The following is a 24,245-nucleotide window of genomic DNA, read 5'->3' on the forward strand; positions in this document are numbered from 1 at the left end:
CATTCGCGCGGTGTTCTGGGTGAGCCTTACCTTGGGCGCGACTGTCGCGACGAGCTCCGCCGGCGCCCAGCAATTCTTCAACGGATCGCAGACCACGCCGAACGGTGCCGTCAATGGCGGCGGCGGTGTCTGGGACGCAACCACCACCAATTGGACGGACTCCTCCGGTTCGATCAGCACTGCTTACGATCCGTCGTCATCGTCTGGCACCGTGTTCGGCAGCGGGGGTCCCTCGACGCCGGCAACAGGCGGCACGGTGACGGTCACGCCAGGCGGCGTGCAACTCACGACCCAAGTGGTCTTCGACCTCACCGCCGACGGTTCGATCTATACGATTAAGGGTGGCGACCTCAGGCTGGCCCCTGGCGGCACCACGTTCTTCACCAACGATGTCACCGGCACCGGCGATCCCTCGGCCGCGATCGCGTCTCGCATCACCGGCAGCGGCGGCATCTCCGTGCAGGGACCCGGCTTCCTGGCGTTGCTCGGCGCCAACACCTATACCGGCGGCACTTTCATCTGCAACTGCGGCTCATTGCAGCTTGGCGACGCGACCCATACGGCCAGCATTGTCGGCGCCGTCACCAACGAGGGCCTCTTCAGAATCGTCAACGCCGACATGTCGAGCGTCACATCGCTGGTGAACGACTTCTCGGGCCTGACGATGTTTCTCAACGCGACCTCCGCCAGCTCGATGGTCATCACCAACAGCGGCCAAGTGTATTTCGGCGATCCGGCCGGGGGCGGGACCGACACCGCGACGGCTGGGCGGGCGACCATCGTCAATGACGGCGGCCTGACCGGCTTCTTTGCTCGGAGCAGTGCAGGCACGGCCAGCATCACCAACCAGAATGGCGGCGGCGCGGCGTTCCTCGAGCAGTCCTCGGCCGGCTCGGCGACCATCGTGAACAATGATCTCAGCGGGACCGTGTTTGGTACGCTGAGTGGATCCGACACCGCGACCGCGGGCAACGCGACGATCACCAACGAGTCCGGCGGCCGGACCAATTTCAGCGCGTTCACCACGGCCGGCAATGCCACCATCGTCACAAAGGACGGCGGCAAGACCGAGTTCTTCGACAACTCCACCGGTGGCAACGCGCGCTTCATCACCACCGGGACAGGCATTGTCGATTTCGGGGTCAGCGTTGGCCCGAACAGCGACGGCCGCATCACGGCTGGTTCGATCGAAGGCAGCGGCTTTTACTACATCGGCGGCGGCAACACCCTTGTCGTCGGCGGCAACAATCGCTCGACCGAAGTCAGCGGCGTCATCGGCGATTTCGATCCTTGTGGTTGCGGTCCCGCCGGTCCGGGTTCGCTGGAGAAAGTCGGCAGCGGAACGCTGATCCTCTCCGGCACGAATACCTACACCGGGACCACCACGGTGAATGGCGGCATCCTGCGGGTCGATGGCGATATCTCCCAATCGAGCCTGACGACAGTGAATGCGGGCGGTGCGCTGTTCGGCGCAGGAATCGTCGGCAACACCACCATCGCTGCCGGTGGCATCTATGCGCCTGGTGATGGTGGCCCGGGCTCGCGCATGCTGGTTCTGGGTGACCTCGCTTTCCAGTCCGGTGCGGTTTACCTCGTGCAGACCGGCAGCGGAGCCAGTGCGAGCTTTGCCAATGTTCTCGGCAACGCCACCCTGAATGGCACCGTTGGCGTCTCGCTGCATGCCGGCAGCACTGTAGTGCCGCAATATAAGATCATGCAGTTCTCCGGCGGTGCCACCGGCAACTTTGCCGGGGTCGCCGCTCCCGGCGGCCTGATTGGCACAACGACGGTCGGTCCCGCTGGCGTCGTCTATCTCAATTTCACACTGGACTATGGCGCGAAGTACGCTCTCAACGTCAACCAGAAGAACGTCGCCACGACGCTTCAGAATTTCTTCAACAGCAATGGCTTCCTGCAAGCCGAATTCGCGGGTCTCGGCCCCAATGGCTTGACGCAGGCCTCCGGCGAGCCGGCGACGGGATCGCAGCAGACGACATTCAACGCGATGAACCTGTTCCTCGGTCTGCTGACCGATGTCTACGGCGCGGGACGCAGCGGCACTCCAGGTGCGACGCCATATGCCGATGACGCGAGCGCAAATGCTCATGCCGCGGCCGGCAAGTCCCCGCGTGACAAGAGCGCGCGCGACGCATTCGCGTCCATCTACCACAAGGCACCGGTCGCGACTTTCGAGCAGCGCTGGGACGTGTGGGCGGCCGGCTACGGCGGCTCGCAGACCACCGACGGCAACGCCGGCCTCGGCTCGAACAACACCACCAGCAGCGTCTACGGCACGGCCGTTGGTCTCGACTACCGTTTCTCGCCGTCGACCGTCGCCGGCTTCGCGCTTGCCGGCGGCGGCACCAGTTTCGGCGTCAACGGCCTCGGCTGGGGCCACTCCGATCTGTTCCAGGCAGGTGCCTTTGTTCGTCACACCTCCGGACCGGCCTATATCACGGCTGCGCTGGCCTATGGCTGGCAGGATGTCACCACCAATCGCGTCGTTACCGCCGCCGGGGTCGACCAGCTGCGCGCCCAGTTCAATGCCAACGCGTTTTCGGGCCGCGTCGAGGGTGGCTATCGCCATGCGATGTCGTGGATCGGCCTTACGCCTTATGCGGCGCTCCAGGCCACCATGTTCAGCCTTCCGAGCTATTCAGAGTTCGCTGTGGTCGGCAGCAACCTCTTCGCTCTCAACTATGCCGCCAAGGACGTGACCAGCACCCGCACCGAGCTCGGCCTGCGCGCGGACAAATCGTTTGCCGCAGCCGGCGGTTTGATGACCCTGCGCGGCCGCGTCGCCTGGGCACATGATTACAATCCGGATCGCACCATCGGCGCGGTGTTCCAGACGCTGCCGGGAACGGCGTTTGTCGTGAACGGCGCCGCGCAGGCGCGCGATTCCGCGCTGACCACGGCGTCGGTACAGATGAACTGGATGAACGGTTGGTCCGCGTCGGCGACCTTCGAGGGCGAGTTCTCGAACGTCACCCGCTCCTACGCCGGCAAGGGCGTCGTCCGTTACGCGTGGTAGGCGCTGCCTATAGGCCACGGTGGGACTGCCATCCTCCCCCTGAAGGGGGAGGATCGGTTCGCATGGAGCGGAGCGCAATGCGAACCGAGGTGGGGTGACAGTCTCTCCGTATTTTTCACTGCCCGAGTTGAGAGATCACCCCACCCCGCTCGCGCTGTGCGCGATCGACCCTCCCCCTCCAGGGGAGGGTAAGGAAGAGATCACCGCTGCTGCTCTGGTCTGCGCGGCGGTCGCGGCGCCACGGGCGTTCCCGCCATCTTGTTGGCGGTCTCGCTGATATCGAGCAGCGAGCGGCGGATGTCCTCGAGGTACCCCGCCGATTTCTTCTTCATGGTGTCGGCGAGCTCGTGCAGCCCCTGTATCTTCTCGAACAGCTCGTCGGCCTTGCCATTGACGAAGCCGGGCACCACACCCTCGATCTTCGTGACCGCCTTGTCGAAGCCAGCGAAGGCGCTGTCGACCTTGGTCATGACCGAGTCGATTTCGCCGCCCTTGCTCCTGAGATCGGCAGTATGGTTCTCGAATGTGCGCAGGCCCTCCTTGATCGCAGGGGCGTTGCTCACGATCGTACGGTCGACACTGTGCAGGGTCTCCACGATGGACTCGGCGTCGCTGAGATCGGCGGTCAGTATGGGAATGCCGTCCGAGTCCAGCGGCACCGGCGGCGCGGAGGGGGCGCCCCCGATCAGCGAGATCGCGGCAACGCCAGTCAGACCCTGGAACTCGATGCCAGCGACGGTGTCCTTGCGGATCGGTGCGGTGTTGTCGAGCATCACGAGCGCCACGATCCTGCGGGGACTGTCCAGCTTGATCGACAGGATCTGGCCTGCAGGCACGCCGTCGAAATTGACCGGCCCGCCGCGACGCAGTCCGCTGGCGGAGCCACCTTCGAACACCACGCGCAACTGGCTGCGGCTTTGGATGGTGCGCCATTTCTGCACGCCGAGCAGGCCGCCGAACGCCACGGCGATCACCGCCAGCGTCGCCGTTCCGATCACAAGATTGCTCGCGCGTGCCATGCAGGGCGATTTTACGGCCAAAGCGGGGAAGTTGGAAGAAGCCGGGATGGGCCTTGGCCGCTATACTAGGGCAGGCGGGTTAACGACTTGTCTGCCGTGGCACGAAGTGCGAAGCGGAAGCATAACCCGCCACTTACGCACTTGCTTCACTCAATGCCCGGCCGCGCGCTTTGCCGCAGCGTTATTCAGGACAATGAGGGCATCGACGGCGACGCCTGTCTTGGTGTTGATCAGAAACGGGTTGATGTCGATCGAGGCGATCCGGTCGCCGGCATCTGCGATCAGGCTGGAGAGGCCGACGAGCGCCTTCACTGCGGAGGTCTCGTGCAGTACCGGCCTGCCGCGATAGCCACGCACCTTGATCCCGGCCTTGGTGCGGCCGATCAGCAGCCGCGCCTCGGCCTCATCAAGCGGCGCGCCGGCGAGTGCGACGTCCTTCATCAGCTCGATATCGATGCCGCCGGTGCCGAACAGCACGACCGGCCCCATCTCGGCATCGAGCGAGGCGCCGACCACGAGCTCGAGTTCGGCCTTGACCTGTTGCGCGATCAGGATGCCGTCGAGCTTCGGCTTGCCCTTCAGTTTCGCCACCCGCGCGGTGATGTCGGCGAACGCCTTCTTCACCTCGGCGGCATTATTGAGGTTCAGCACCACGCCGCCGATGTCGGATTTGTGCAGGATCTCGGCGCTGACGACCTTTGCCACGACCGGGAATCCGATCTGCTTGGCGATCTTCGCGGCTTCCGCCGCCGTCTGCGCAATTGCTTCCTTCGAGATCGGGATGCCATATGCCTTCAGAAGCTTCTTGGAGGCAACCTCGTCGAGCGCCGCGCCGTTCGCCGATTTCAGCGTCTTCTCCAGCACGGCACGTGCGGCCGGTTTCGAGGGTAAGGCGATGTCCGGCACTTCCTTGCGCAGCTTCGCATAGTCGAGCAGCGACTTGATCGCGGTCACTGCGCGGTCCATGCCCTGCATGACTGCCAGATGCGGCAGCGACTTGCGCAGAGTCTTGGTGAATTCAGTGAAGCCGATCGACATCGCGCTGATATAGATCACGGGCTTTGCGGCCCTGCTCGCCATCTCGTTGACGATGCGCAAATTGCGCTCGCGAAGCTCATGCGGCGCCTTCGGCAGCTCGGCGTCGATGATGACGACGTCGATATCGGGATCGTCGATCATCAGCTTGATCGACTTCATATAGACCGAGGGATCCACCACGGCGGCAAAGCCTGCGTCGAGCGGATTGCCGACGATCGATCCGGCGCCGAGCATCGTTGCCAGCTCCGAGCTGACATGCGGGCTCAGCGGTGCGAAGTTCAGGCCCGCGGCATAGAAAGCGTCGATCAGCATGCCGCGTTTGCCGCCGGAGAGCGTAACTGCGGCGAGCCGGTCGCCTCTGGGTGCCACGGCGTGGACGAAGCACTCGGTGCTCTCGATCAGCTCGTCAAGCCCACCGACCCGAATGACGCCTTCGCGCGTTGCAATGGCATCGAACGTCTCGATCGATCCGGCAAGCGCGCCGGTATGCGCCATCGCCGCGGCGCGGCCGCCCTCGGACGAGCCGAGCTTGAGCGCGATCACGGGCTTGCTCGCGGCGCGCGCCGCCTTGCAGGCGTCGCGGAACGCTTTGGTGTTGCGCACGCCTTCGAGATAGACGACGATCACCTTGATGCTCGGATCCTCGGCGAAATAGCGCATCAGATCCGGCGTCTCCAGCCCGGCTTCGTTGCCGGTCGTCACCATGTAGCCGACGCCGACACCTCGATCTTCCAGCGCCTGGCGAATCGCCATCACGATGGCGCCGGATTGTCCGGCAATCGCCACCGCCCCCTGCTCCATGGTGACGACACGGTCGTCGATGTTGGTGAAGAGCTTCTCGCCGGCACTCAGATTGCCGAGACAGTTTGGTCCCGTGACCGCAAGTCCGGTCTCGCGCACGGCGGCCTGCAATTCGGCGGCGAGCTTCTGGCTCTCCTCATCCTGCAATTCGCTGAAGCCCGAGGTGACGATGGTGGCCGAACGTGCGCCGGCCGCAGCGGCATCGCGGATCACCTGCACCGCAGAGCGTGCCGGCACCAGCACCAGGACGTGATCGGGCCTTTCGGGGAGGCTGGCAAAGTCCTTGTAGCAGGGGACGCCCCAGATGGTGTCGCGCCTGGCGTTGACGGGATAGAGTCCGCCCTCGTAGCCGTACTTGATCAGATTGTTCCAGATGCGCTCGGCATAATTGCCGGGCTTGTCGGTCGCGCCCACCAGCACGATGTTGCGCGGGTGCAGCATGGCATGGATGCCCTTGACCACGTCGCTGGCGTCATGTGACGGAGACCATGGGCGCGAAGAGAGGGATGCAGCAGATACGCGAGCTTCCATGGCGTGACCTCACCTGTTGTTCTTCTTGGTGGCGCGTCACTCTGTTCTATGGCGAGTTCTTCGCAGTAGCAACCACATGGTATGCCGCGTGATGGAATGAGCGATGCATCGCCGTCATTCATCAGCTCCAATCAGGACGCCATGCAGGACATAGCGCTCGGGACCGGACGTGACAGCGTCGAACGGCCAGCAGGTCGCGAGCACCAGCTCGAAATCCTCTGTCGCGGGATCGATGCCCGATGCGTCGAAACGGACGACGGCCGAAGAATCCGCGCGATAGCGGAAATGCTTGCCGTCGCGGCGGGTGATTTCGATCACGTCTCCAATGGCAATATTGCGCAAGAAGCGGAAATGCGTGTCACGATGGGCGGCATAGACGGCAATGCCGCGTTCGCCGGCATCGGCCGTCCGCTCGACATGGCCGGGTCCGAAAGCGAGCGCCTGACCGCTCGAGCCCTCCAGCACGATCGCGCTGGCGCCGATCCGCTTCACCTCGATTCGTGCGACCGGCCAGGTGTCGGCCCATGACCATGGCTTGACCAGCTCTCCCGTCGCGACGCTTCGGTCGAACGCGCGCTCCAGCAGCACCTGGGCGAGCCACGCCTTGGCATGGATATAGGCGCCGTCGCCAAACAGGATCAGGCCGATCAGCGCCAGAGACAAGGGAGACATAAGGCGGGGCATTGTGTTTCGTTTCCCGTCATTGCGAGCCACCGGATCCGCGCGAAGCGCGGCCCGATGACAGGCTCCGCGAAGCAATCCAGACCGTCTTCGGAGCGGTAGTCTGGATTGCTTCGTCGCTTCTTCTCCTCGCAATGACGATCCAAAAAAAGGCGCGCGCGGCCGTTGGTATGGGACGGGCAGCCGCGCGCGCTAACAGAGGAGTTCGGGGTGGCTCCTCTCTCAAGCGACATCAGTGAGCAAGGGCTGACGCCGATTGAACACGAACAGGATCAGGGCGAGCACGATCAGGATCAGGCCCGCGATCATCTTCAGCTCGGCCGAGGTTGCGGTCTTGGGCAGACGGATCGCATCGGGCGCAGCAGGTGTCGGCCGCCTCGCCGCCGGCTGATTGCGCGCGTCGGCATGGCGCTCACGCAGCTGTGCCGGCAATTGCTGTCGTTCGCCAAACACCTTCTCGAAATCCCAGCCGGCCGGCAGGTTGATCGGCAATTCGCTGAGCTTGAGCGGCTCGCCTTCGGGGCGGCTCGGCGTCTTGTCGACCGCGACCAGGCTGGTCAGCCGCGTGACGATCTGATGGTCGAGCGCCAGCGCCAGGATCGCCTTGTCTGATTCTTCTGGCGTCATCTCGCGCAGGGTGCGCGCAACTTCAGCATCGCCGATCTTGCGCCTGGCCCAGAGTTTCGACAGGCCCTTGCCTTCGGCCGCGTTTTGCAACGGCAGCGTCACCGACCACGGGCGATCGCCGACGCGGCCCTTGATCTCGAGCCAGCCCGCGAGCTTGTCGAGTTTTGCCGCCAGCACCAAGGGCTCGTCGCGATAGACGTCGGGAATGATCGCCGGGGTGATGTCGGCCTTGGCCTCCGAGAATTTTGCGCTGAGACCGGTCACGGCCGGATTTTCCAGCTTGGCGAACAGGCCGCGCATGCGCTCCTCCACCTGCTCGACGGAGCCGATATGGGTGAAGGCGCCGCGGCCGAGCTCGGAAGCGCGGGTCATCAGATAGGTGTTGGGCGCGGACCCGATGCCGACCATGAACACGCGCGAGCGCCCGCGCATCGCCGTGATGGTTTCGAACAATTGCTGCTCATTACCGATCGCGCCGTCGGTCAGGAATACGACCTGGCGAACCAAGCTGGTGTCGCCGAGCTTGTCGGTCAGCGCCGCGCGCATCGCCGGCACCATCTCGGTGCCGCCGCGCGCCTGCAAGGCACTGACGAAGGAGGTGGCTTCACCGACATGGGCGGCATCCGCCGGCACGGAAGCCGGAAACAGCACGTCCATGGTGTCGTCGAAGCGGATCACGTTGAAACGGTCGGTCGGGTGGAGACGAGAGAGCGCGTAAGTCAGGCTGGCCTTGGCCTGAACGATCGACGTGCCGCCCATCGATCCCGAATTGTCGATTACGAACACCACCTCGCGTGGCAGCGGTTTCTGCGTCGCCTGCTCGGCGGTCGGCGGGGTGACGAAGGCGAGCAGGTAATCGGCATCGCCGACATGCTCTCGGAACAGGCCGACCGATGGCGCTTTCGCCGCGGCCGGCTTCCAGGTCAACTCGAAATCGCGATCGGCCGGTACGGCGCCCTCGGTGAGCGTGACGACGCGCGTTGTGTTGTCCGGGCTCTCGACCTTGACGTTATGGTGGAAGCTCTTGACCTCGCCGAGCGCAAAGCCGGCCTTCAGGCGGACCGTGATGCTGGTCGGATTGACCGGCGCATTCTTGGCAGGATCCAGCACGGGAGGCGAGATACGGTCGCGGTCCGCAACCGGGTCCGAATGGGTCGCGCCCCAGCCCGAGCCGTCGTTGCGGAAGTCGACGCTCTGCACGATCGGCGCCGGATTGTAGCGCGGTGCCACCACCAGCGGCAGGCGCAGCGAATATTCGTTGCCGGATTGATGCACCGGCTCCTGGTATTCGATCTGCACCAGCACGGTTTCGCCGGGACCGATATTGGCAACCGAGTTGGTAAAGATGTTCGGCCGCTCCTGCTCGGTGAGCGCGGCCTTCTGCCCGGCGCGGCGCGCCTCTTCGTAGATCACGCGAGCCTGCTGCCGTTCCTTGATGTCGCCGACGATGACACGGTCGCCGACCACCATCTTCAGCGTGTCGACAGCGCCGTCGGTCGCGAGCGGATAAACATAGGTTGCTTCGACCCAATCCTTGGTCGGGTTGCGGAAGACCTGCGTGACCCGGCCGCGCAGCGTCGGACCGGACACTGTGACATCGATGTCGATGCCGAGGCGGATTGCTTCGGTGTAGGCGCCGTCCTGCTTCAGGAGCAGGCTTCCGGACCTGGCATCGCCGGGCTGGAGCAGGCTTGCTTGCTCCGTCGTTGCCGACCAACTCGTCCCAAAGCTGACGAGCAGGGCCACGAAAGCCATCAGCATCACCGCGATGCCCTGCGCGAGAAGAAACAGTCCGAGTTTGATCAGCCGGTTCAACATGGGGTGATCGTCGTGGTCGCCTATGCCGTAGATATCCATCTGGCCTGCTCCCGAAGGACGTTTGCTGGCTCTCAGCATCCGCCGGGAGGGCCTGATTTCGTGAGCAGAATGATCGGCAATGTTCCGCCGCGACCGGCCCCGGCTCATCGCCGCCGGGCGGCCATGTGCGGTTTTGTGCTGGTTTGTCCGCCCTGCTAGAATGGCCGTCCTGGAGCAGGGGCCACGATGCAGACGCAGGATAAACTCACCGACAAGCAGCTTTCGGACGAGCAGAGCCGCGAGATTGCCGAGACCGTTCGCGAAGAACTCGCCAGACGCCGGATCTCCCGCCAGGCGCTGGCCGAGCAGGCCAAGCTCAGCCTGTCGACGCTGGAGAAGGTGCTCGGCGGCCGGCGGCCGTTCACGCTGGCGACGACGGTCCGGCTGGAGCAGGCGCTGGGTGTCTCCTTGCGCAAAAGTGCCGTCGTGGTGACGCCACCGGCCGCAAACGATGTCGCGCCCGACAGCCTCGGCTCCTATGCGCATCGCGCGGTGACCTGGCTCGAAGACGTCTACATCACCCTGCGGCCGTCGTTCGGCGACAAAGACGCGATCTTTGCCTATCGCACCGAGATCGTGTGGGAGCCGAAAGTCTCTTCGCTGGTCTTTCGTGAGGGCGATCGCACCGATGCCGCCTATGAGCATACCGGCGAGGTCGCCGTTCCCCACCAGTCCGGCTTCATCTACCTCGTCATCATCAAGCACGGCCAGCACCGCGTGATCACGGTGTCGCGGCCGACCGTCGCCGGCGAGATGTACGGCATCATCTCGACGCTCCGCGCCGGCCCTGGCTCGCAACTCACGCCGATCGCGGCGCCAATTGCCTACGTGCCGCTCAAAAACGTTCCGAAGCCGTCTTTGGGGCGGGTAGGGCCCGATGACGCCAGCCATGCCTTGTATCGAAAGCATCTGCGCCGAACGGTGGAGGAGCCCTTTGCGCTCTTCCTGCCGGGATAGCGGCCTCTTCGGCCGCTATCTTGCTTGGGCATGTTGAGCGGATGCGGGCTAGCCGCCCGTTTCCGCGCTGATGATGTCGCCGAACAATTCCCACTGACCAGCCTTGAACCGGATCATCTTGAGCTGCTCGATCGGCGCGAAATCGTTGGCGCCGGTGTTGATCTTGATGCCGGGGATCAGCGTATCCGGCGCAAAGCCCTTCAGGCTGGCAGCCTGCTTCATCACGTTCTCCCGCGTCAGCACATCCCCGCACTGCTTCAGCGCCTGGACCAGGGTCTGCGCGGCGGCGTAGCCGTAGACGAGGTTGGTATCGGAGATGTTGGCGCCGGGCATGTACTTGTCGATGAAGGCCATGAACTTCTTCATGCCCTCGTCGTCCTTCCATTGCGGGTCGGACGCGTCCTTCAAATAGGTCGCCGACAGCACGCCTTCCGAAGCATCGAGGCCGGCGGGCTTCATCACCGCACCGATCGAGATCGACACGTCGGTCATCACATGCATCGGCTTCCATTCGAGCTCGGCGATCTTCTTGATCGCCTGTGCCGCGAATTTCGGCGTCGAGATGTTGACGAGGACATTGGCGCCGGTGCCCTTCAGCTTGACGATGTGGGAATCGATCGACGGCTCGGTGGTCTCGTAGCTCTCTTCCGCCACGATCAGCGAAGAGGCTTTCTCGCCAAAGATCTCCTTGATGCCGGCGACGTAGTCTTTGCCGAAATCGTCATTGGCATAGAAGATCGCGACCTTGGCATCGGGCTTCGCCTGCAAGATATACTTTGCGAAGATCCGCGCCTCGACGCGGTAGCTCGGCTGGAAGCCCATGGTCCAGGGAAAACCCTTCGGGTCGTTCCACTTGCTGGCACCGGTGGCGAGGAACAGCTGCGGCACCTTCTTGGCGTTGTGATATTTCTGCACGGCGGTCTGGGTCGGCGTGCCCAGCGCGTTAAAGACCAGGAACACCTCGTCGCTCTCGATCAGCTTGCGCACCTGCTCGACGGTCTTGGGCGGCGAATAGCCGTCATCATAGGAGATCCAGTTGATCTTGCGGCCGTTGATGCCGCCCTGGTCGTTGATCATCTTGAAATAGGCTTCCTCGGTCTTGCCGATGATGCCGTAGGCGGAAGCCGGGCCGGAATAGGCTTCGACATTGCCGATCTTGATCTCGGTGTCGCTGGCACCGGTGTCGTATTTCTTTTGCGCGTAGGCGCCTTGTGCTGAGAGCAATGTCAGCGCCGTTGCCGCGGCGAGCAGGGCGAGTTTCTTGTTCTTCATGGCAATTTCCTTGGGGTTTCTTGTGGGTTGGAGCAGGCACTTCGAAAAGAAAAAGCGCCCGCGAGGGCGCTTCGGTCAGGCACTGGCGACCTTGTTGTCGACTTCGGAAGCCACCGAGAACTCCTTGCGCAAGGTCGGCTTGTGGATCTTGCCGGTGGCGTTGCGCGGCAGCGCCTCGACGAAGCGGATCTGGCGCGGGCATTTGAAGCGCGCGAGATTGGCCGCGCAATGCGCGAACACATCAGCCTCGGTCAGCTTCTGGCCCGGCTTGACCGCAACGATGGCAAGGCCGACTTCGCCCCATTGCGGATCGGGAATGCCGATCACGGCGGCTTCCGCGATGGCGTCGAGCTGATGCAGGACGTTCTCGACCTCGGCCGGATAGACATTCTCGCCGCCGGAAATGTACATGTCCTTCCAACGGTCGGCGATGTAGTAAAAACCTTCCTCGTCGACGCGTGTGGCATCGCCCGTATGCAGCCAGCCGTCGGTGAATGAGGTCTTGTTGGCCTCGGGCCTGTTCCAGTAGCCCGGCGTGATGTTCGGGCCCTTGACCCAGAGCTCGCCGAGCTCGCCGATATCGGCATCGCTACCGTCGGGCCGCACGATGCGTACCTCCGTATGCAGCACCGGCTTGCCGGCGGAGCCAGCCTTGCGCGCCGCATCCTCGCGGTCGAGCACCAGCACAGCCGGCGACGTCTCGGTCATGCCATAGCCCTGCTGAAGCGCGACGCCGCGCGCTTCCCAGACTTTCAGCAGCGGCACCGGCATCGGCGCGCCGCCGACACCGCCGACGATCAGCCGGCTGAGATCGGTGGTTGCGAAGGCTGGATGCTGCGCCATGAACTGGTAGATCGCGGGCACGCCGAAGAAGACGTTGATGCCCTGCGCGGGGTCGTTGATCAGGCCGAGCGCCGTGCCGGGATCGAAGGTGCGCATGATCATCACGGTGCCGCCGGCATGCAGCACCGGATTGGTGTAGCAATTGAGACCACCGGTGTGGAACAGCGGCAGCACGGTGAGCAGCACCGACGATGGTCCGATGCAGGCGGGGCCGCCGAGATTGACGCAATTCCAGAACGTCATGCCATGGGTGATGGTCGCGCCCTTGGGATGTCCGGTCGTGCCCGACGTGTACATGATGGTCGAGACGTCATCGAGCGTGACTTCTTCGGCGCGGTCGAGCGGTTTGGCGGCGGCGATGCCGGCCTCATAGGACCCGCCGGGGCCGAGCAGCAGGCTGGTCGCGACACCGCAAAGCTTCGCCACGCTCAGCGCCGTCTCGGCCAGGTCGGCATCGTGGATCATCACCTTCGGCGCGCAGTCGCTGGTGATGAACTGGAGCTCGGGTACAGTGAGGCGGGTGTTCAGCGGCACGAAGATGGCACCTAACCGCCCGCAGGCGAACTGCACCTCCAGCGTATCGGTCGTGTTCAGCGCCAGCACCGCGACGCGGTCGCCGCGCGAGACGTTCAGCGTGTGGCGCAGGAATGAGGCGAGGCGCGAGACGCGGACATCGAGCTGCGAATAGGTGAAGCGGCGCTCGCTTGCGAGGTCGATGACCGCAACCTTGCCAGGTGTGCGCCGGCCATGATGAGCGATCCAGTCGTAGTAACGAACGGCCAAAAATCCCTCCCTCGGCGGTCTTGCCCCGCTGTGTTACTTATTGCCATGCACCAGGCCGGCGTGGCCCTGGTGGGCCAGCCGGAGTTTTGTGCACCATCTTTTTTGATCCGGAGTTGGCCTGCGAGGAGCGAAAATCGTCTTGCGTTCAGTTGCTGGGCTTACGGCTTCACGCGAACTGACCCATCCGGCCAGCCACTTGGCGCAAGTGAAACCAACAAAGTTCCGTCCATGGTGGCCGAGACGAATCCGTACGAGGCGAGAGTGCCATGAAGAGCCCATTCTATACCGCCGAGCACGATGCCTTCCGCGAAATGATGCGCCGCTTCGTCGAGAAGGAGATCACGCCCTTCGCTCATGAGTGGGACGAGGCCGGTGAATTCCCGCGCGCGCTCTATCGCAAGGCGGCCGCTATCGGCCTGTTGGGGCTGGGATTCCCTGAGGAATATGGCGGCATCGCCGCCGACCAGTTCATGAAGATCGTGGCGAGCCAGGAGCTCGCACAGGCCGGCGCCGGCGGTGTCAGCGCCAGCCTGATGAGCCACACCATCGGCTCGCCGCCGATCGCCCGCGCGGCTCGCCCCGAGGTAAGGGCACGCGTGCTGCCGCAGGTGCTATCAGGCGAAAAAATCTCCGCACTCGCGATTACCGAGCCGGGCGGCGGCTCCGATGTCGCGAACCTGCGCACCCGAGCGCGACGCGATGGCGATCACTACGTCGTGACCGGCGAGAAGACCTTCATCACCTCAGGCGTGCGAGCCGATTATCTGACCGTTGCGGTGCGTACCGGCGGCGAGGGCGCCGGCGGCGTCAGCCTGCTCCTGATCGAGGGCAACACACCCGGCCTGTCGCGCACCAAGCTGAAGAAGATGGGCTGGTGGGCCTCCGACACCGCGACGCTACATTTCGACGCGTGCCGCGTGCCCGCCGAGAATCTGATCGGCGAGGAAGGTCAGGGCTTCAAGATCATCATGCAGAACTTCAACAGCGAGCGCATGGGCATGGCCGCGAGCTGCACCGCCTTCGCCCGCGTCTGTCTTGATGAGGCGATCGCCTACGCTAGGGAACGCAAGACGTTCGGCAAGCCGCTGGCCCAGCATCAGGTGATCCGCCACAAGATTGTCGACATGGCGCAGAAGGTCGCCGCTTCGCAAGCGATGCTGGAGATGCTGGCCTGGCGGCTGGAGCAGGGCGAAAGCCCGGTCGCCGAAATCTGCATGATGAAGAACCAGGCGACGCAGACCATGGCATTCTGCGCCTCGGAAGCCGTGCAGATTTTTGGCGGGGCCGGCTTCATGCGCGGCATCAAGGCCGAGCGCATCTACCGCGAGGTCAAGGTCAACGCCATCGGCGGCGGCACCGAGGAGATCATGAAGGATCTGGCCTCGAGGCAGATGGGATTGTGAAAGTCTCCTCCGTCATGCCCGGGCTTGTCCCGGGCATCCACGTTCTTGCTGCCGGGTGACGAAGGCGTGGATGGCCGGGACAAGCCCGGCCATGACGAGCACATCAGAGATACCGAGAGCTGAGCTGACAAAAATGCTATTCACCGCCGACCACGACGACATCCGCCGGTCCTTGCAGAAATTCATCGCCAATGAGATCAACCCTCACGTCGATGACTGGGAGAAGGCCGACATCTTCCCGGCGCATGAGCTGTTCAAGAAGATGGGCAGCCTCGGCTTCCTCGGCCTGAACAAGCCCGTGGAGTTCGGCGGCTCCGGCCTCGATTATTCCTATGCGCTGATGATGGCGGAGGAGCTCGGGGCCATCACCTGCGGCGGCGTTCCGATGGCGATCGGGGTGCAGACCGACATGGCGACGCCGGCGCTGGCGCGGTTCGGCTCGGACGAGGTGCGGCGCGAGTTTCTGGCGCCGTCGATTTCCGGCGACTATGTCGCCTGCATCGGCGTCTCCGAACCCGGCGCCGGGTCGGACGTGGCTTCGATCATGACCAATGCGCGTTCCGACGGCGACGATTACGTCATCAATGGCGGCAAGATGTGGATCACCAACGGCACCCAGGCCGACTGGATCTGCCTGCTCGCCAACACCGGTGACGGTCCCGTTCACCGCAACAAGTCGCTGATCTGCGTGCCCATGAAGAGCAAGGGCGTCACCGTCGCGCGCAAACTCGACAAGATGGGCATGCGCTCGTCAGACACTGCGCAGATCTTCTTCGACAATGTTCGCGTGCCCAAACGCAACCGGATCGGCGAGGAGGGCAAGGGCTTTACCTACCAGATGATCCAGTTCCAGGAGGAGCGGCTCTGGGGCGCGGCCGCCTGCCTCAAGGCGCATGAATACATCATCGATCAGACCATCGAATACACCCGCAACCGAAAGGCGTTCGGGAAGTCGATCCTCGACAACCAGGTCGTGCATTTCAAGCTCGCGGAGATGCAGACCGAGGTCGAGCTCTTGCGCGCGCTGATCTATCGGGCCGCGGAGCAACTGGTCGCCGGCGAGGACGTGACGCGGCTTGCGACCATGGCCAAGCTGAAGGCCGGGCGACTCGGCCGTGAGCTCACCGACGCCTGCTTGCAATATTGGGGTGGAATGGGCTTTACCAACGAGACGCCGGTCAGCCGCGCCTATCGCGACAGCCGCCTGACCTCGATCGGCGGCGGCGCCGACGAGGTCATGCTGATGGTCCTGTGCAAGATGATGGGCACGCTGCCCGGCAGCAAAGGAAGTGCTTGATGATTACGCTCTATCACTGTGACGCCGCGCGCTCGTTTCGGCCGCTCTGGATGCTGGAGGAGATGGGGCTGTCCTATGAATTAAAGATGCTGCCGTTCCCGCCGCGGGTGTTCGCCAAGGACTATCTCGGCATCAATCCGCTCGGCACCATCCCCTTTCTGATCGACGGCGAGACGCGGATGACGGAGTCATCCGGCATCTGCCACTATCTCGGCATCAAATATGGTCCGACGCCGCTGATGGTGGGACCTGAGGATCCTGCCTATGGCGCGTTCCTGAACTGGATGTACTTCAGCGACGCCACGTTAACCTTCCCACAGACGCTGGTGCTCAGATACACCCAGCTCGAGCCGGAGGAGCGCCGCAATCCGCAGGTCGCCGGCGACTATGCGAAATGGTTCTTGGGACGCTTGCGCGCCGTCGAGGCAGCCACCGCAAATGGCGAAACCTTGTGCGCCGGCCGCTTCACAGCCGCTGACATTGTCATCGGTTATGCGCTCCGCCTCGCCGACAACATTGGGCTGGCCAAGGATTTTGGGCCAAATGTCGCAGCCTATTGGGCGCGCTTGCAGCAGCGCGACGGCTTCAAGCGCGCAGTTGCTGCGGAGCAAAAAGCCGGCGCCGAGCAGAACGTGGCGCCCAGGGTGCGGGCGTAGTTGTCGTCCCGGCGAAGGCCCTAGGGCATGCACATATCTGGTGCGGCGGATTGACTCGGATCGGCCTGGGAGGATTCCAGAATCAGAGTTCTGTGTGATTCGTATTGCGGCACTCCATGATTTGGACGGGGTGCCGCGATGTTGTCACGGATTGACTGGACGCTGGGCCGGTTCGGGGATCGTCGTCTCGATAAAGGGGGGCGGCGTTCGTCGAACGCATGGTTGTGGGCAAAACTGTCTGCCTTCGGCAGCTCTCCAGGGGGAACCGCGCGCTGGAAGTGCGGTTCAACCGCTTTCTTGGCCATGACAAGGTGACGGTGGAGCGGATCATCGAAAGCTGGAGCGAAAGCACGGTCGCTGCGGTAGAGGGCCGCCACGTGCTGGCCATCCAGGACACCAGCGAGATCCACTTCAACACCACACCGCAACGCCGGCGCGGGCTCGGAGAAATCGGCAAAGGCAATAACCACGGCGTGCTGCTGCATCCGCTGCTGGCTGTGGATGCCGATGACGGCAACTGTCTTGGACTTTTGAGCGGGCAGATATGGACGCGCACAGGTCGCCGCACGACCTCGCACGACGATCGGGAGTTATCGGACAAGGAATCGCAGCGCTGGATATCCACTGCCATGGCGGCCAAGCCGCTCCTCACCAAGGCCACAGCGGTGACGGTGCTGGGTGACCGCGAGAGCGATATTTTTGCCCTTTATGCCAGCTCGGCCGAGCAACACTTCCACGTCATCGCGCGCAGCATGCATGATCGCAAGCTTGCCGACCGCAGCGGCTTGTATGAGGTCAGCGATGCCATGGCCGCGGTGGATCGGCGTGCGATCCAATTGCCTGCGCGCGCCGCGCGGCCCGCCCGCCTGGCTCACCTCGAACTTCGCTTTGGCGCAATCGAGCTCGCCCGCCCACAGAGTAAGTTCCTGCGCCATCTGCCGGAAAGCTTGCCATTGGCGGTGGTCGATGTGCGCGAGATCAATGCCGAAACCGGGGTAGAGCCGCTGCACTGGCGGCTTCTCACCTCTCACGAGGTTACCGGCATCGAGGACGCCTGGCGCATCGTCCAATGGTACAAGCAACGCTGGATCATCGAGCAGTTCTTCCGCATCCTGAAGACACAAGGCTTCAAGCTCGAAGACAGCCAGATCGGAACCGCCGATCGCCTTCTCAAGCTGGTCGCGATTGCCGCTAAGGCGGCCGTCATCACAATCCAACTTCTGCAGGCCCGCAATGGCAGTCGCCAACCCATTCTCGCTGCCTTCGACAACGGCCAAATTAACGTGCTCACCGCCCTCAACCGTCAACTCGAAGCCGGGAGCAAGCGATTAAAGAACCCACATCCGCCCGATAGCCTCGCTTGGGCCGCCTGGATCATTGGTCGCCTCGGCGGCTGGGACGGCTACCCATCGTCCAAGCCGCCGGGCCCGATCACCTTCAAGAACGGCCTCGAATACTTCCACGCCGTCGCAGCAGGATGGAGCCTCAGAGATATGTGCATGCCCTAGGGCGAAGGCCGGGACCCATACTCCCCGAAACATGTTTTGCGAAGATTGGTCGTTCGGGATTGATATCGCCTACATCGATAGACCTCGCGGTATGGGTCCCGGCCTCCGCCGGGACGACCAAGAGTTCCGGGTCTGTCTTTGCCCTCCGGGAACGCCGATCTTTGCGCGTCAATGACAGCGCTATCTCACCGTGACAGCGCTCAAATTTCCGCTAAGGTGACCTCCGTCCGCAGCGGCCAGAGAGCCGCGCGAGGAGGATCCCCATGGAAGATAAAGGTCGCGAATCCGACCATTTGATGCTGATCACGCCGGAGCGGGTGTTCTATGCCGGCCTGCTCGGCCGCCCCCGCAAACGGACCCCCGGCTGCTGCCACGTCTATGTGGCGGTGAAGGGCAATCTGCATCTGACGATCGACGATGTCTTCGCCACCGGCGAGCTGTTCGTCACCCTGCCGAACCAGCGGCATTCCATCGCCAGCGACTACCGCACCGCAATCAGCGTGACGCTCGAACCCGAGAGCATGCCGGACGGCGTGCTGGAGGCCTTGGCCCAGCGGCTGACCGGACCGGACAGTGCCGTCTATGCCCGCAAGATCCTCGCCGCCTATGCGCTGCTGCGTCAGCGCCGCTACGGTGACATCACCACCGCCGAGTTCGACGAGATGTGTTTTGGCGAGGCGCTGCCGCGCCGCGTGCTCGACCCGCGGGTGACGCGCGCGGTTGCCCGCATCGAACGCTTCTCCGGCGAGCCGGTCACGGCCGATACCTGTGCGGCCGAGGCGGGCCTCTCGGCCTCGCGCTTCCTGCACTTGTTCAAGGAAGAGACGGGCATCTCGTTCCGGTCTTTCCGCGCCTGGAAGCGCGCGCGGCATTTGCTGCACTTCGCCAACCAGGATCTCAACCTCGCTCACCTCGCGCAGGACATCGGCTATCCCGATTCCACTCATTTCAGCCACTCGATCCGCCGCTTCTACGGGCTGAAGCCGCGCGCCATCTTCGTCGGCTCACGCGATCTTGCGATCTATCGCAGCACCGAGACGGTGCGGCTCGCGGAGGCTTCGTAGGGTGGGTTAGCGCCGCTCTCGTAGGGTGGGCAAGCGAAGCGTGCCCACCATTGTCACCAAGCACCGAGATGTGGTGGGCACGGCGCAAAGCGCCTTTGCCCACCCTACGATAGCTCGTCCTTAGCTAGCTTCTCCGCGCAAGAAGCCGCATGCCGCCCATCACATGATCGCAAGCGTTGAATTCTCAACCTGCGAGACATCCAAGTCATGAGCGTCAAGGCATGAGCGACAAGGCCGTCATCACCTGCGCGCTGAACGGCGTGCTCACCGATCCGAAGCAGCACAACGTGCCTGTGACGCCCGAAGAGATGGCGCGCGAGGCCAAGGCTGCGTTCGATGCCGGCGCGTCCATCATGCACATCCATCTGCGCCAGCAGGCGCCGAACAAGGGACATCTGCCGTCCTGGGAGGTCAGTGTCAGCAAGGAGATTCAGCAGGCGATCCGCGAGGCCTGTCCGGGCGTGATCATCAACCACACCTCGGGGGTGTCAGGGCCGAACTACTCAGGCGCGCTCGACTGCATCCGTGAGACCAGGCCGGAGATTGCGGCCTGCAATGCCGGCTCGCTGAACTATCTGAAGGTCAAGGCCGACAACACCTGGGCCTGGCCGCCGATGATGTTCGACAACGCGGTCGAGAAGGTGAAGGACTATCTCGACGTCATGAACGCGGTCGGCACCATCCCCGAGTTCGAATGCTTCGACGTCGGCATCGTCCGCTGCGTCGGCATGTACCATCAGGTTGGCATGTACAAGGGGCCACTCGAATATAACTTCGTGATGGGCGTCGCCTCGGGCATGCCTGCTGATCCCGAGTTGCTGCCGATCCTGATCAAGCTGAAGCGGCCCGAAGCGAATTTTCAGGTCACCGCCATTGGCCGCGAAGAGATCTGGCCACTGCACCAGCGTTGCGCCGAGCTCGGCGGTCATTTGCGTACCGGCCTCGAAGACACCTTCTATCTTGCCGACGGCAAAAAGGTGACGTCGAACGGCCAGCTGATCGAAGCCGTCGCCGCCTGCGCCCGCCGCGCCGGCCGCGAGATCGCAAGCCCCGCCGAGGCGCGGAAGATCTTTGGGACGAATCGGTAAGGTATCGCCTCACGGTCATTGCGAGCGCAGCGAAGCAATCCAGAATCTCTCCGCGGATGCAGTCTGGATTGCTTCGTCACATCAGCGCAAAATTGCTTCGCAATTTTGTCGCGAGCTCCTCGCAATGACGAGCAGGATCAAGTCATGTCTGTCATTGAAAACACCATTTTCCCCGGCAGCGCCGCCTACCACGCCAACCGCGACGGCATGCTTGCGTTGATCGACCGCATGCGCGCGCTGGAAGAGCGCACGCGTGCGGCGTCCGCCGCAGCAAAGGACCGCTTCCACAAGCGCGGCCAGCTGCTGCCGCGCGAGCGCGTCGCGCTGGTGCTCGATCCCGGCGCGCCCTTCATTGAGCTGTCGACGCTCGCCGGCTACATGTTCGACGTTTCGGATCCGGCCAAGAGCGTGCCCGGCGGCGGCGTCATTGCCGGCATCGGCTTTGTTTCGGGCGTCCGCTGCATGGTCAGCGCCAGTGATTCCGGTATCGATGCCGGTGCACTGCAACCCTACGGTCTCGACAAGACGCTGCGGGTGCAGGAGTTGGCACTGGAGAACAAGCTGCCATACGTCCAGCTGGTCGAGAGCGCCGGCGCCAATCTGTTGCGTTATCGCGTCGAGGATTTTGTCCGCGGCGGCAACATCTTTCGCAATCTCGCACGGCTCTCGGCTGCGGGATTGCCCGTCGTCACCGTGACGCATGGATCGTCCACCGCCGGCGGCGCCTATCAGACGGGTCTCTCCGACTACATCGTCATGGTCCGCGGCCGCACCCGCGCTTTCCTTGCGGGGCCGCCACTCCTGAAAGCTGCGACCGGTGAGATCGCGACCGAGGAAGAGCTCGGCGGCGCCGAGATGCATACGCAGGTCTCCGGTCTCGGCGACTATCTCGCCGAGGACGATCGCGACGCACTTCGCATCGCGCGCGAGATTATGGCGGCGCTACAATGGGAGCGGCCGGGCAGGGTGGCTGCGCAGTTCAAGCCGCCGCGCTACGACCAGGACGAGCTGCTCGGCATCATGCCGATGGACCACAAGCGCCCGGTGGACATGAAACAGGTGATCGCGCGCATCGTCGACGATTCCGACTTCACCGAGATGGCGCCGAACTACGGCCCCGCCACTGTCTGCGGTCATGCCCGCATCGAGGGCCAGGCGATCGGCATCATCACAAACAACGGTCCGCTCGATCCCGCCGGCGCCAACAAGGCGACGCATTTCATCCAGGCCTGTTGCCAGACCCGCACGCCGTTGCTCTATCTGAACAACACCACCGGCTACATGGTCGGCAAGGCCTATGAAGAAGCCGGCATGATCAAGCACGGCTCGAAGATGATCCAGGCGGTGACCTCGGCGACGGTGCCGCAGATCACCATCTATTGCGGTGCCTCGTTCGGCGCCGGCAATTACGGCATGTGCGGGCGCGGCTTCCATCCGCGCTTTTGCTTCTCCTGGCCGAACGCCAAGACCGCCGTGATGGGCGGCGAGCAGGCTGCAGAAACCATGGCGATCGTGACCGAGGCCGCCGCTGCGCGCCGCGGCAAACCGGTCGAGAAGGACAAGCTCGAGGCCATGAAGGCGCAGATCATCGGCGTGTTCGACGGCCAGATGGACGTGTTCTCGACCAGCGCGCGCGTGCTCGACGACGGCGTGATCGACCCGCGCGACACCCGCGCGGTCCTGTCAGAGGTGCTCGCAATCTGCCGCGAGGGCGATGCACGCACACCCCAGCGCATGCAGTTCTCGGTGGCTCGCCCATGAGGAACGGATCAGTGCAGCACCGGCCGTTCTTCAAGGTCCTGATTGCCAACCGCGGCGAGATCGCGCTACGCGTGATGCGCAGCGCGCGGCAACTCGGCCTCGGCGTCGTCGCGGTCTATTCGGATGCCGATCGCGATGCGCTCCACGTGCGGCAGGCGGATCAGGCCGTGCGCATCGGCGAAGCGGTGCCGGCGCACTCCTATCTCAACATCCCCGCGATCATCGCCGCAGCCAGAGCAAGCGGCGCGGACGCCGTGCATCCCGGCTACGGCTTCCTCGCGGAAAACGAGGATTTTGCGAGAAGCTGCAAGGAGGCCGGCCTCGTATTCATCGGACCGTCGCCGCAGGCGATCGAGGCGATGGGCAACAAGGCGGGCGCCAAGGACATCATGAGGAAGGCGGGCGTGCCGGTCGTGCCTGGCTATCAGGGCGTCGACCAGGGTGACGAGGTGATGCTGTCGGAGGCCAAAAAGATCGGCTTCCCCGTGATGATCAAGGCGGTGGCCGGCGGCGGTGGACGTGGCATGCGGCTCGTCACCGACGCCGCATCTTTCCCCGATGCCCTGCGCAGCGCAAGGTCGGAGGCGAAGGCCGCGTTCGGCGATCCCACGGTCATCCTCGAACGGGCCATCCTGAACCCGCGCCATATCGAGATCCAGGTGTTCGGCGACAGCCACGGCAACGCGATCCATCTCGGCGAGCGCGATTGCTCGGTGCAGCGGCGGCACCAGAAGCTGATCGAGGAGGCGCCGTCGCCCGCGGTCACGCCGGAGCTGCGCGCGAAAATGGGCGAGGTCGCGGTCGCCGCCGTGAAGGCGCTGCGCTATGAGGGCGCCGGCACGCTGGAATTCCTGCTCGATGCGAGCGGCGAGTTCTACTTCATGGAGATGAACACGCGGCTCCAGGTCGAGCATCCCGTGACCGAGGCGATCACCGGGCTCGATCTCGTCGAGCTGCAGCTGCGCGTTGCGCGCGGCGAGCCGCTGCCGGTGAAGCAGCAGGACATCCGGTTCTCGGGCCACGCCATCGAGGTGCGACTCTGCTCGGAAGATGCCGCACATGATTTCATGCCGCAGTCCGGCCGCATGGCGCGCTGGCAGGTGCCGGACGGTATCCGCATCGAGCATGCGCTGCAGTCGGATACGGAGATCCCGCCGTTCTACGATTCCATGATCGCCAAGGTGATCAGCCATGGCACCACGCGTGAGGAGGCGAGGGGGCGGTTGATCGTCGGCCTGGAGCAGCTCACGGCTTTCGGCGTGACCACGAACCAGGCGTTCCTGATGTCGTGCCTGCGTCACCCCGGCTTTGCCAAAGGCGAGGCGACGACGGCGTTCATCGGCGCGCATCGCGACGAGTTGTTGGCGCCGCGTGCGAACAGCGCATTCAGCGTCGCGCTCGCGGGCCTTCTGCTCTACGTCACCAGCCCGCAGGCACCATCGTGGCGTGATGGACGGAGCCTCGCGGCAACGTTCCCACTGCCGGCGAAAATCGAGATCGCCGGCCAGATACACGAACTCGAAGTCACCCGCGAGCGCGACGGCAGCTACACAATCGCTACCGACGCCCGGGAAGACAAATTCGAAATCGATGAGCTTGATCCCGACGCCATCCGCTTCCGCCATGACGGCGTAATGGACAGCGCAAGATTCCTGCGCGATGGCGACCGGCTCTACCTCCAGCATCGCGGTATCCCGCTCGCGGTAAATGATCTCACGCTAGCCGCGCCGAAGGCTGCCGCAAGCAATGGCGGTGACGGCAAGGTCCGCGCTGCCCTGAATGGCCGCGTCGTCGCCGTCCTGGTCAAGCCGGGCGATCGCGTTACTGCCGATCAACCGGTCATGACGCTGGAAGCGATGAAGATGGAGCACGTCCACAAGGCCGGCATTGACGGCGTGGTTGAGGCGATCGACGTCGCCGAGGGCGAGCAGGTGACCACGGGCAGGATCGTGGTGGAGATCGGGGCGGGTTAGGGCAGCGAGTGCAGCATCGTAGGGTGGGCTAAGGCGCATAGCGCCGTGCCCA

At 63.9% G+C, this 24,245-nt stretch carries 16 protein-coding genes; 10 read left to right on the forward strand and 6 right to left on the reverse strand.

Annotated features, from left to right (window positions below; genetic code table 11):
* The first annotated feature begins 19 nt into the window (after positions 1-19).
* Entirely contained in the window at positions 20-3,034 is a 3,015-nt protein-coding gene (locus tag ACR9YP_RS07135) for an autotransporter outer membrane beta-barrel domain-containing protein (protein WP_438103478.1), read from the forward strand.
* Positions 3,035-3,234: 200 nt separating this feature from the next.
* Here the strand turns inward: ACR9YP_RS07135 and ACR9YP_RS07140 are convergent, their stop codons facing one another.
* The 4 genes from ACR9YP_RS07140 to ACR9YP_RS07155 all read right to left on the reverse strand — a co-directional run bounded on the left by ACR9YP_RS07140 (position 3,235) and on the right by ACR9YP_RS07155 (position 9,588).
* Positions 3,235-4,053, reverse strand: coding sequence for an MlaD family protein (locus tag ACR9YP_RS07140; RefSeq protein WP_370987516.1), 819 nt, complete (start codon positions 4,051-4,053; stop codon positions 3,235-3,237).
* 150 nt (positions 4,054-4,203) lie between these two features.
* Positions 4,204-6,423, reverse strand: coding sequence for an acetate--CoA ligase family protein (locus tag ACR9YP_RS07145; RefSeq protein ID WP_438103476.1), 2,220 nt, complete (start codon positions 6,421-6,423; stop codon positions 4,204-4,206).
* A 114-nt stretch (positions 6,424-6,537) separates the two neighbouring features.
* Positions 6,538-7,107, reverse strand: a complete 570-nt coding sequence (locus ACR9YP_RS07150; protein WP_438103475.1) for a class GN sortase — start codon at positions 7,105-7,107, stop codon at positions 6,538-6,540.
* A 219-nt stretch (positions 7,108-7,326) separates the two neighbouring features.
* The gene (locus tag ACR9YP_RS07155) at positions 7,327-9,588 is read right to left on the reverse strand and encodes a marine proteobacterial sortase target protein (protein WP_474219273.1); all 2,262 of its coding nucleotides are present in this window, start codon (positions 9,586-9,588) and stop codon (positions 7,327-7,329) included.
* 186 nt (positions 9,589-9,774) lie between these two features.
* Here ACR9YP_RS07155 and ACR9YP_RS07160 point away from each other — a divergent pair, with 186 nt between their 5' ends.
* A complete protein-coding gene (locus ACR9YP_RS07160) occupies positions 9,775-10,545 on the forward strand; it encodes a helix-turn-helix domain-containing protein (protein WP_474219274.1) in 771 nt (256 codons plus the stop codon).
* A 48-nt stretch (positions 10,546-10,593) separates the two neighbouring features.
* Here ACR9YP_RS07160 and ACR9YP_RS07165 read toward each other — a convergent pair whose 3' ends face one another.
* Both ACR9YP_RS07165 and ACR9YP_RS07170 read right to left on the reverse strand, forming a co-directional pair.
* The gene (locus ACR9YP_RS07165; protein ID WP_438103474.1) at positions 10,594-11,817 is read right to left on the reverse strand and encodes an ABC transporter substrate-binding protein; all 1,224 of its coding nucleotides are present in this window, start codon (positions 11,815-11,817) and stop codon (positions 10,594-10,596) included.
* Positions 11,818-11,892: 75 nt separating this feature from the next.
* Entirely contained in the window at positions 11,893-13,443 is a 1,551-nt protein-coding gene (locus ACR9YP_RS07170) for an acyl-CoA synthetase (RefSeq protein WP_438103473.1), read from the reverse strand.
* 266 nt (positions 13,444-13,709) lie between these two features.
* On the opposite strand from ACR9YP_RS07170, the gene ACR9YP_RS07175 reads away from it, so the two are divergent.
* From ACR9YP_RS07175 to ACR9YP_RS07210, 8 genes are all read left to right on the forward strand, one after another.
* The gene (locus ACR9YP_RS07175) at positions 13,710-14,846 is read left to right on the forward strand and encodes an acyl-CoA dehydrogenase family protein (protein WP_438103472.1); all 1,137 of its coding nucleotides are present in this window, start codon (positions 13,710-13,712) and stop codon (positions 14,844-14,846) included.
* Between the two features lie 133 nt (positions 14,847-14,979).
* Entirely contained in the window at positions 14,980-16,143 is a 1,164-nt protein-coding gene (locus tag ACR9YP_RS07180) for an acyl-CoA dehydrogenase family protein (protein WP_438103471.1), read from the forward strand.
* Positions 16,143-16,799 (forward strand): glutathione S-transferase family protein, encoded by a 657-nt coding sequence (locus ACR9YP_RS07185; protein WP_438103470.1) that lies wholly within the window; start codon positions 16,143-16,145, stop codon positions 16,797-16,799. The genes ACR9YP_RS07180 and ACR9YP_RS07185 overlap by 1 nt, the downstream gene beginning before the upstream one ends.
* Positions 16,800-17,017: 218 nt before the next feature.
* Entirely contained in the window at positions 17,018-18,307 is a 1,290-nt protein-coding gene (locus ACR9YP_RS07190; RefSeq protein ID WP_438103448.1) for an IS4 family transposase, read from the forward strand.
* Positions 18,308-18,570: 263 nt separating this feature from the next.
* Positions 18,571-19,371, forward strand: a complete 801-nt coding sequence (locus ACR9YP_RS07195; RefSeq protein ID WP_128930813.1) for a helix-turn-helix domain-containing protein — start codon at positions 18,571-18,573, stop codon at positions 19,369-19,371.
* 221 nt (positions 19,372-19,592) lie between these two features.
* On the forward strand, positions 19,593-20,459 hold the full coding sequence (locus ACR9YP_RS07200; RefSeq protein ID WP_438103466.1) for a beta-keto acid cleavage family enzyme: 867 nt from the start codon (positions 19,593-19,595) through the stop codon (positions 20,457-20,459).
* Positions 20,460-20,603: 144 nt separating this feature from the next.
* Complete coding sequence (locus ACR9YP_RS07205; RefSeq protein WP_438103465.1) at positions 20,604-22,220, forward strand: acyl-CoA carboxylase subunit beta; 1,617 nt, start codon at positions 20,604-20,606, stop codon at positions 22,218-22,220.
* On the forward strand, positions 22,217-24,193 hold the full coding sequence (locus ACR9YP_RS07210) for an acetyl/propionyl/methylcrotonyl-CoA carboxylase subunit alpha (protein ID WP_474219276.1): 1,977 nt from the start codon (positions 22,217-22,219) through the stop codon (positions 24,191-24,193). The genes ACR9YP_RS07205 and ACR9YP_RS07210 overlap by 4 nt, the downstream gene beginning before the upstream one ends.
* The last annotated feature ends 52 nt before the right edge of the window (positions 24,194-24,245 follow it).

This window comes from Bradyrhizobium sp. BR14999, assembly GCF_056106085.1.

Excerpts from the sequence above, each read along its gene's own strand:
- ACR9YP_RS07140 (WP_370987516.1), bottom strand. The coding sequence starts at position 4,053 with ATGGCACGCGCGAGCAATCTTGTGATCGGAACGGCGACGCTGGCGGTG.
- ACR9YP_RS07145 (WP_438103476.1), bottom strand. The coding sequence starts at position 6,423 with ATGGAAGCTCGCGTATCTGCTGCATCCCTCTCTTCGCGCCCATGGTCT.
- ACR9YP_RS07150 (WP_438103475.1), bottom strand. The coding sequence starts at position 7,107 with ATGCCCCGCCTTATGTCTCCCTTGTCTCTGGCGCTGATCGGCCTGATC.
- ACR9YP_RS07155 (WP_474219273.1), bottom strand. The coding sequence starts at position 9,588 with ATGGATATCTACGGCATAGGCGACCACGACGATCACCCCATGTTGAAC.
- ACR9YP_RS07160 (WP_474219274.1), top strand. The coding sequence starts at position 9,775 with ATGCAGACGCAGGATAAACTCACCGACAAGCAGCTTTCGGACGAGCAG.
- ACR9YP_RS07165 (WP_438103474.1), bottom strand. The coding sequence starts at position 11,817 with ATGAAGAACAAGAAACTCGCCCTGCTCGCCGCGGCAACGGCGCTGACA.
- ACR9YP_RS07175 (WP_438103472.1), top strand. The coding sequence starts at position 13,710 with ATGAAGAGCCCATTCTATACCGCCGAGCACGATGCCTTCCGCGAAATG.
- ACR9YP_RS07180 (WP_438103471.1), top strand. The coding sequence starts at position 14,980 with ATGCTATTCACCGCCGACCACGACGACATCCGCCGGTCCTTGCAGAAA.
- ACR9YP_RS07185 (WP_438103470.1), top strand. The coding sequence starts at position 16,143 with ATGATTACGCTCTATCACTGTGACGCCGCGCGCTCGTTTCGGCCGCTC.
- ACR9YP_RS07190 (WP_438103448.1), top strand. The coding sequence starts at position 17,018 with ATGGTTGTGGGCAAAACTGTCTGCCTTCGGCAGCTCTCCAGGGGGAAC.
- ACR9YP_RS07195 (WP_128930813.1), top strand. The coding sequence starts at position 18,571 with ATGGAAGATAAAGGTCGCGAATCCGACCATTTGATGCTGATCACGCCG.
- ACR9YP_RS07200 (WP_438103466.1), top strand. The coding sequence starts at position 19,593 with ATGAGCGACAAGGCCGTCATCACCTGCGCGCTGAACGGCGTGCTCACC.
- ACR9YP_RS07205 (WP_438103465.1), top strand. The coding sequence starts at position 20,604 with ATGTCTGTCATTGAAAACACCATTTTCCCCGGCAGCGCCGCCTACCAC.
- ACR9YP_RS07210 (WP_474219276.1), top strand. The coding sequence starts at position 22,217 with ATGAGGAACGGATCAGTGCAGCACCGGCCGTTCTTCAAGGTCCTGATT.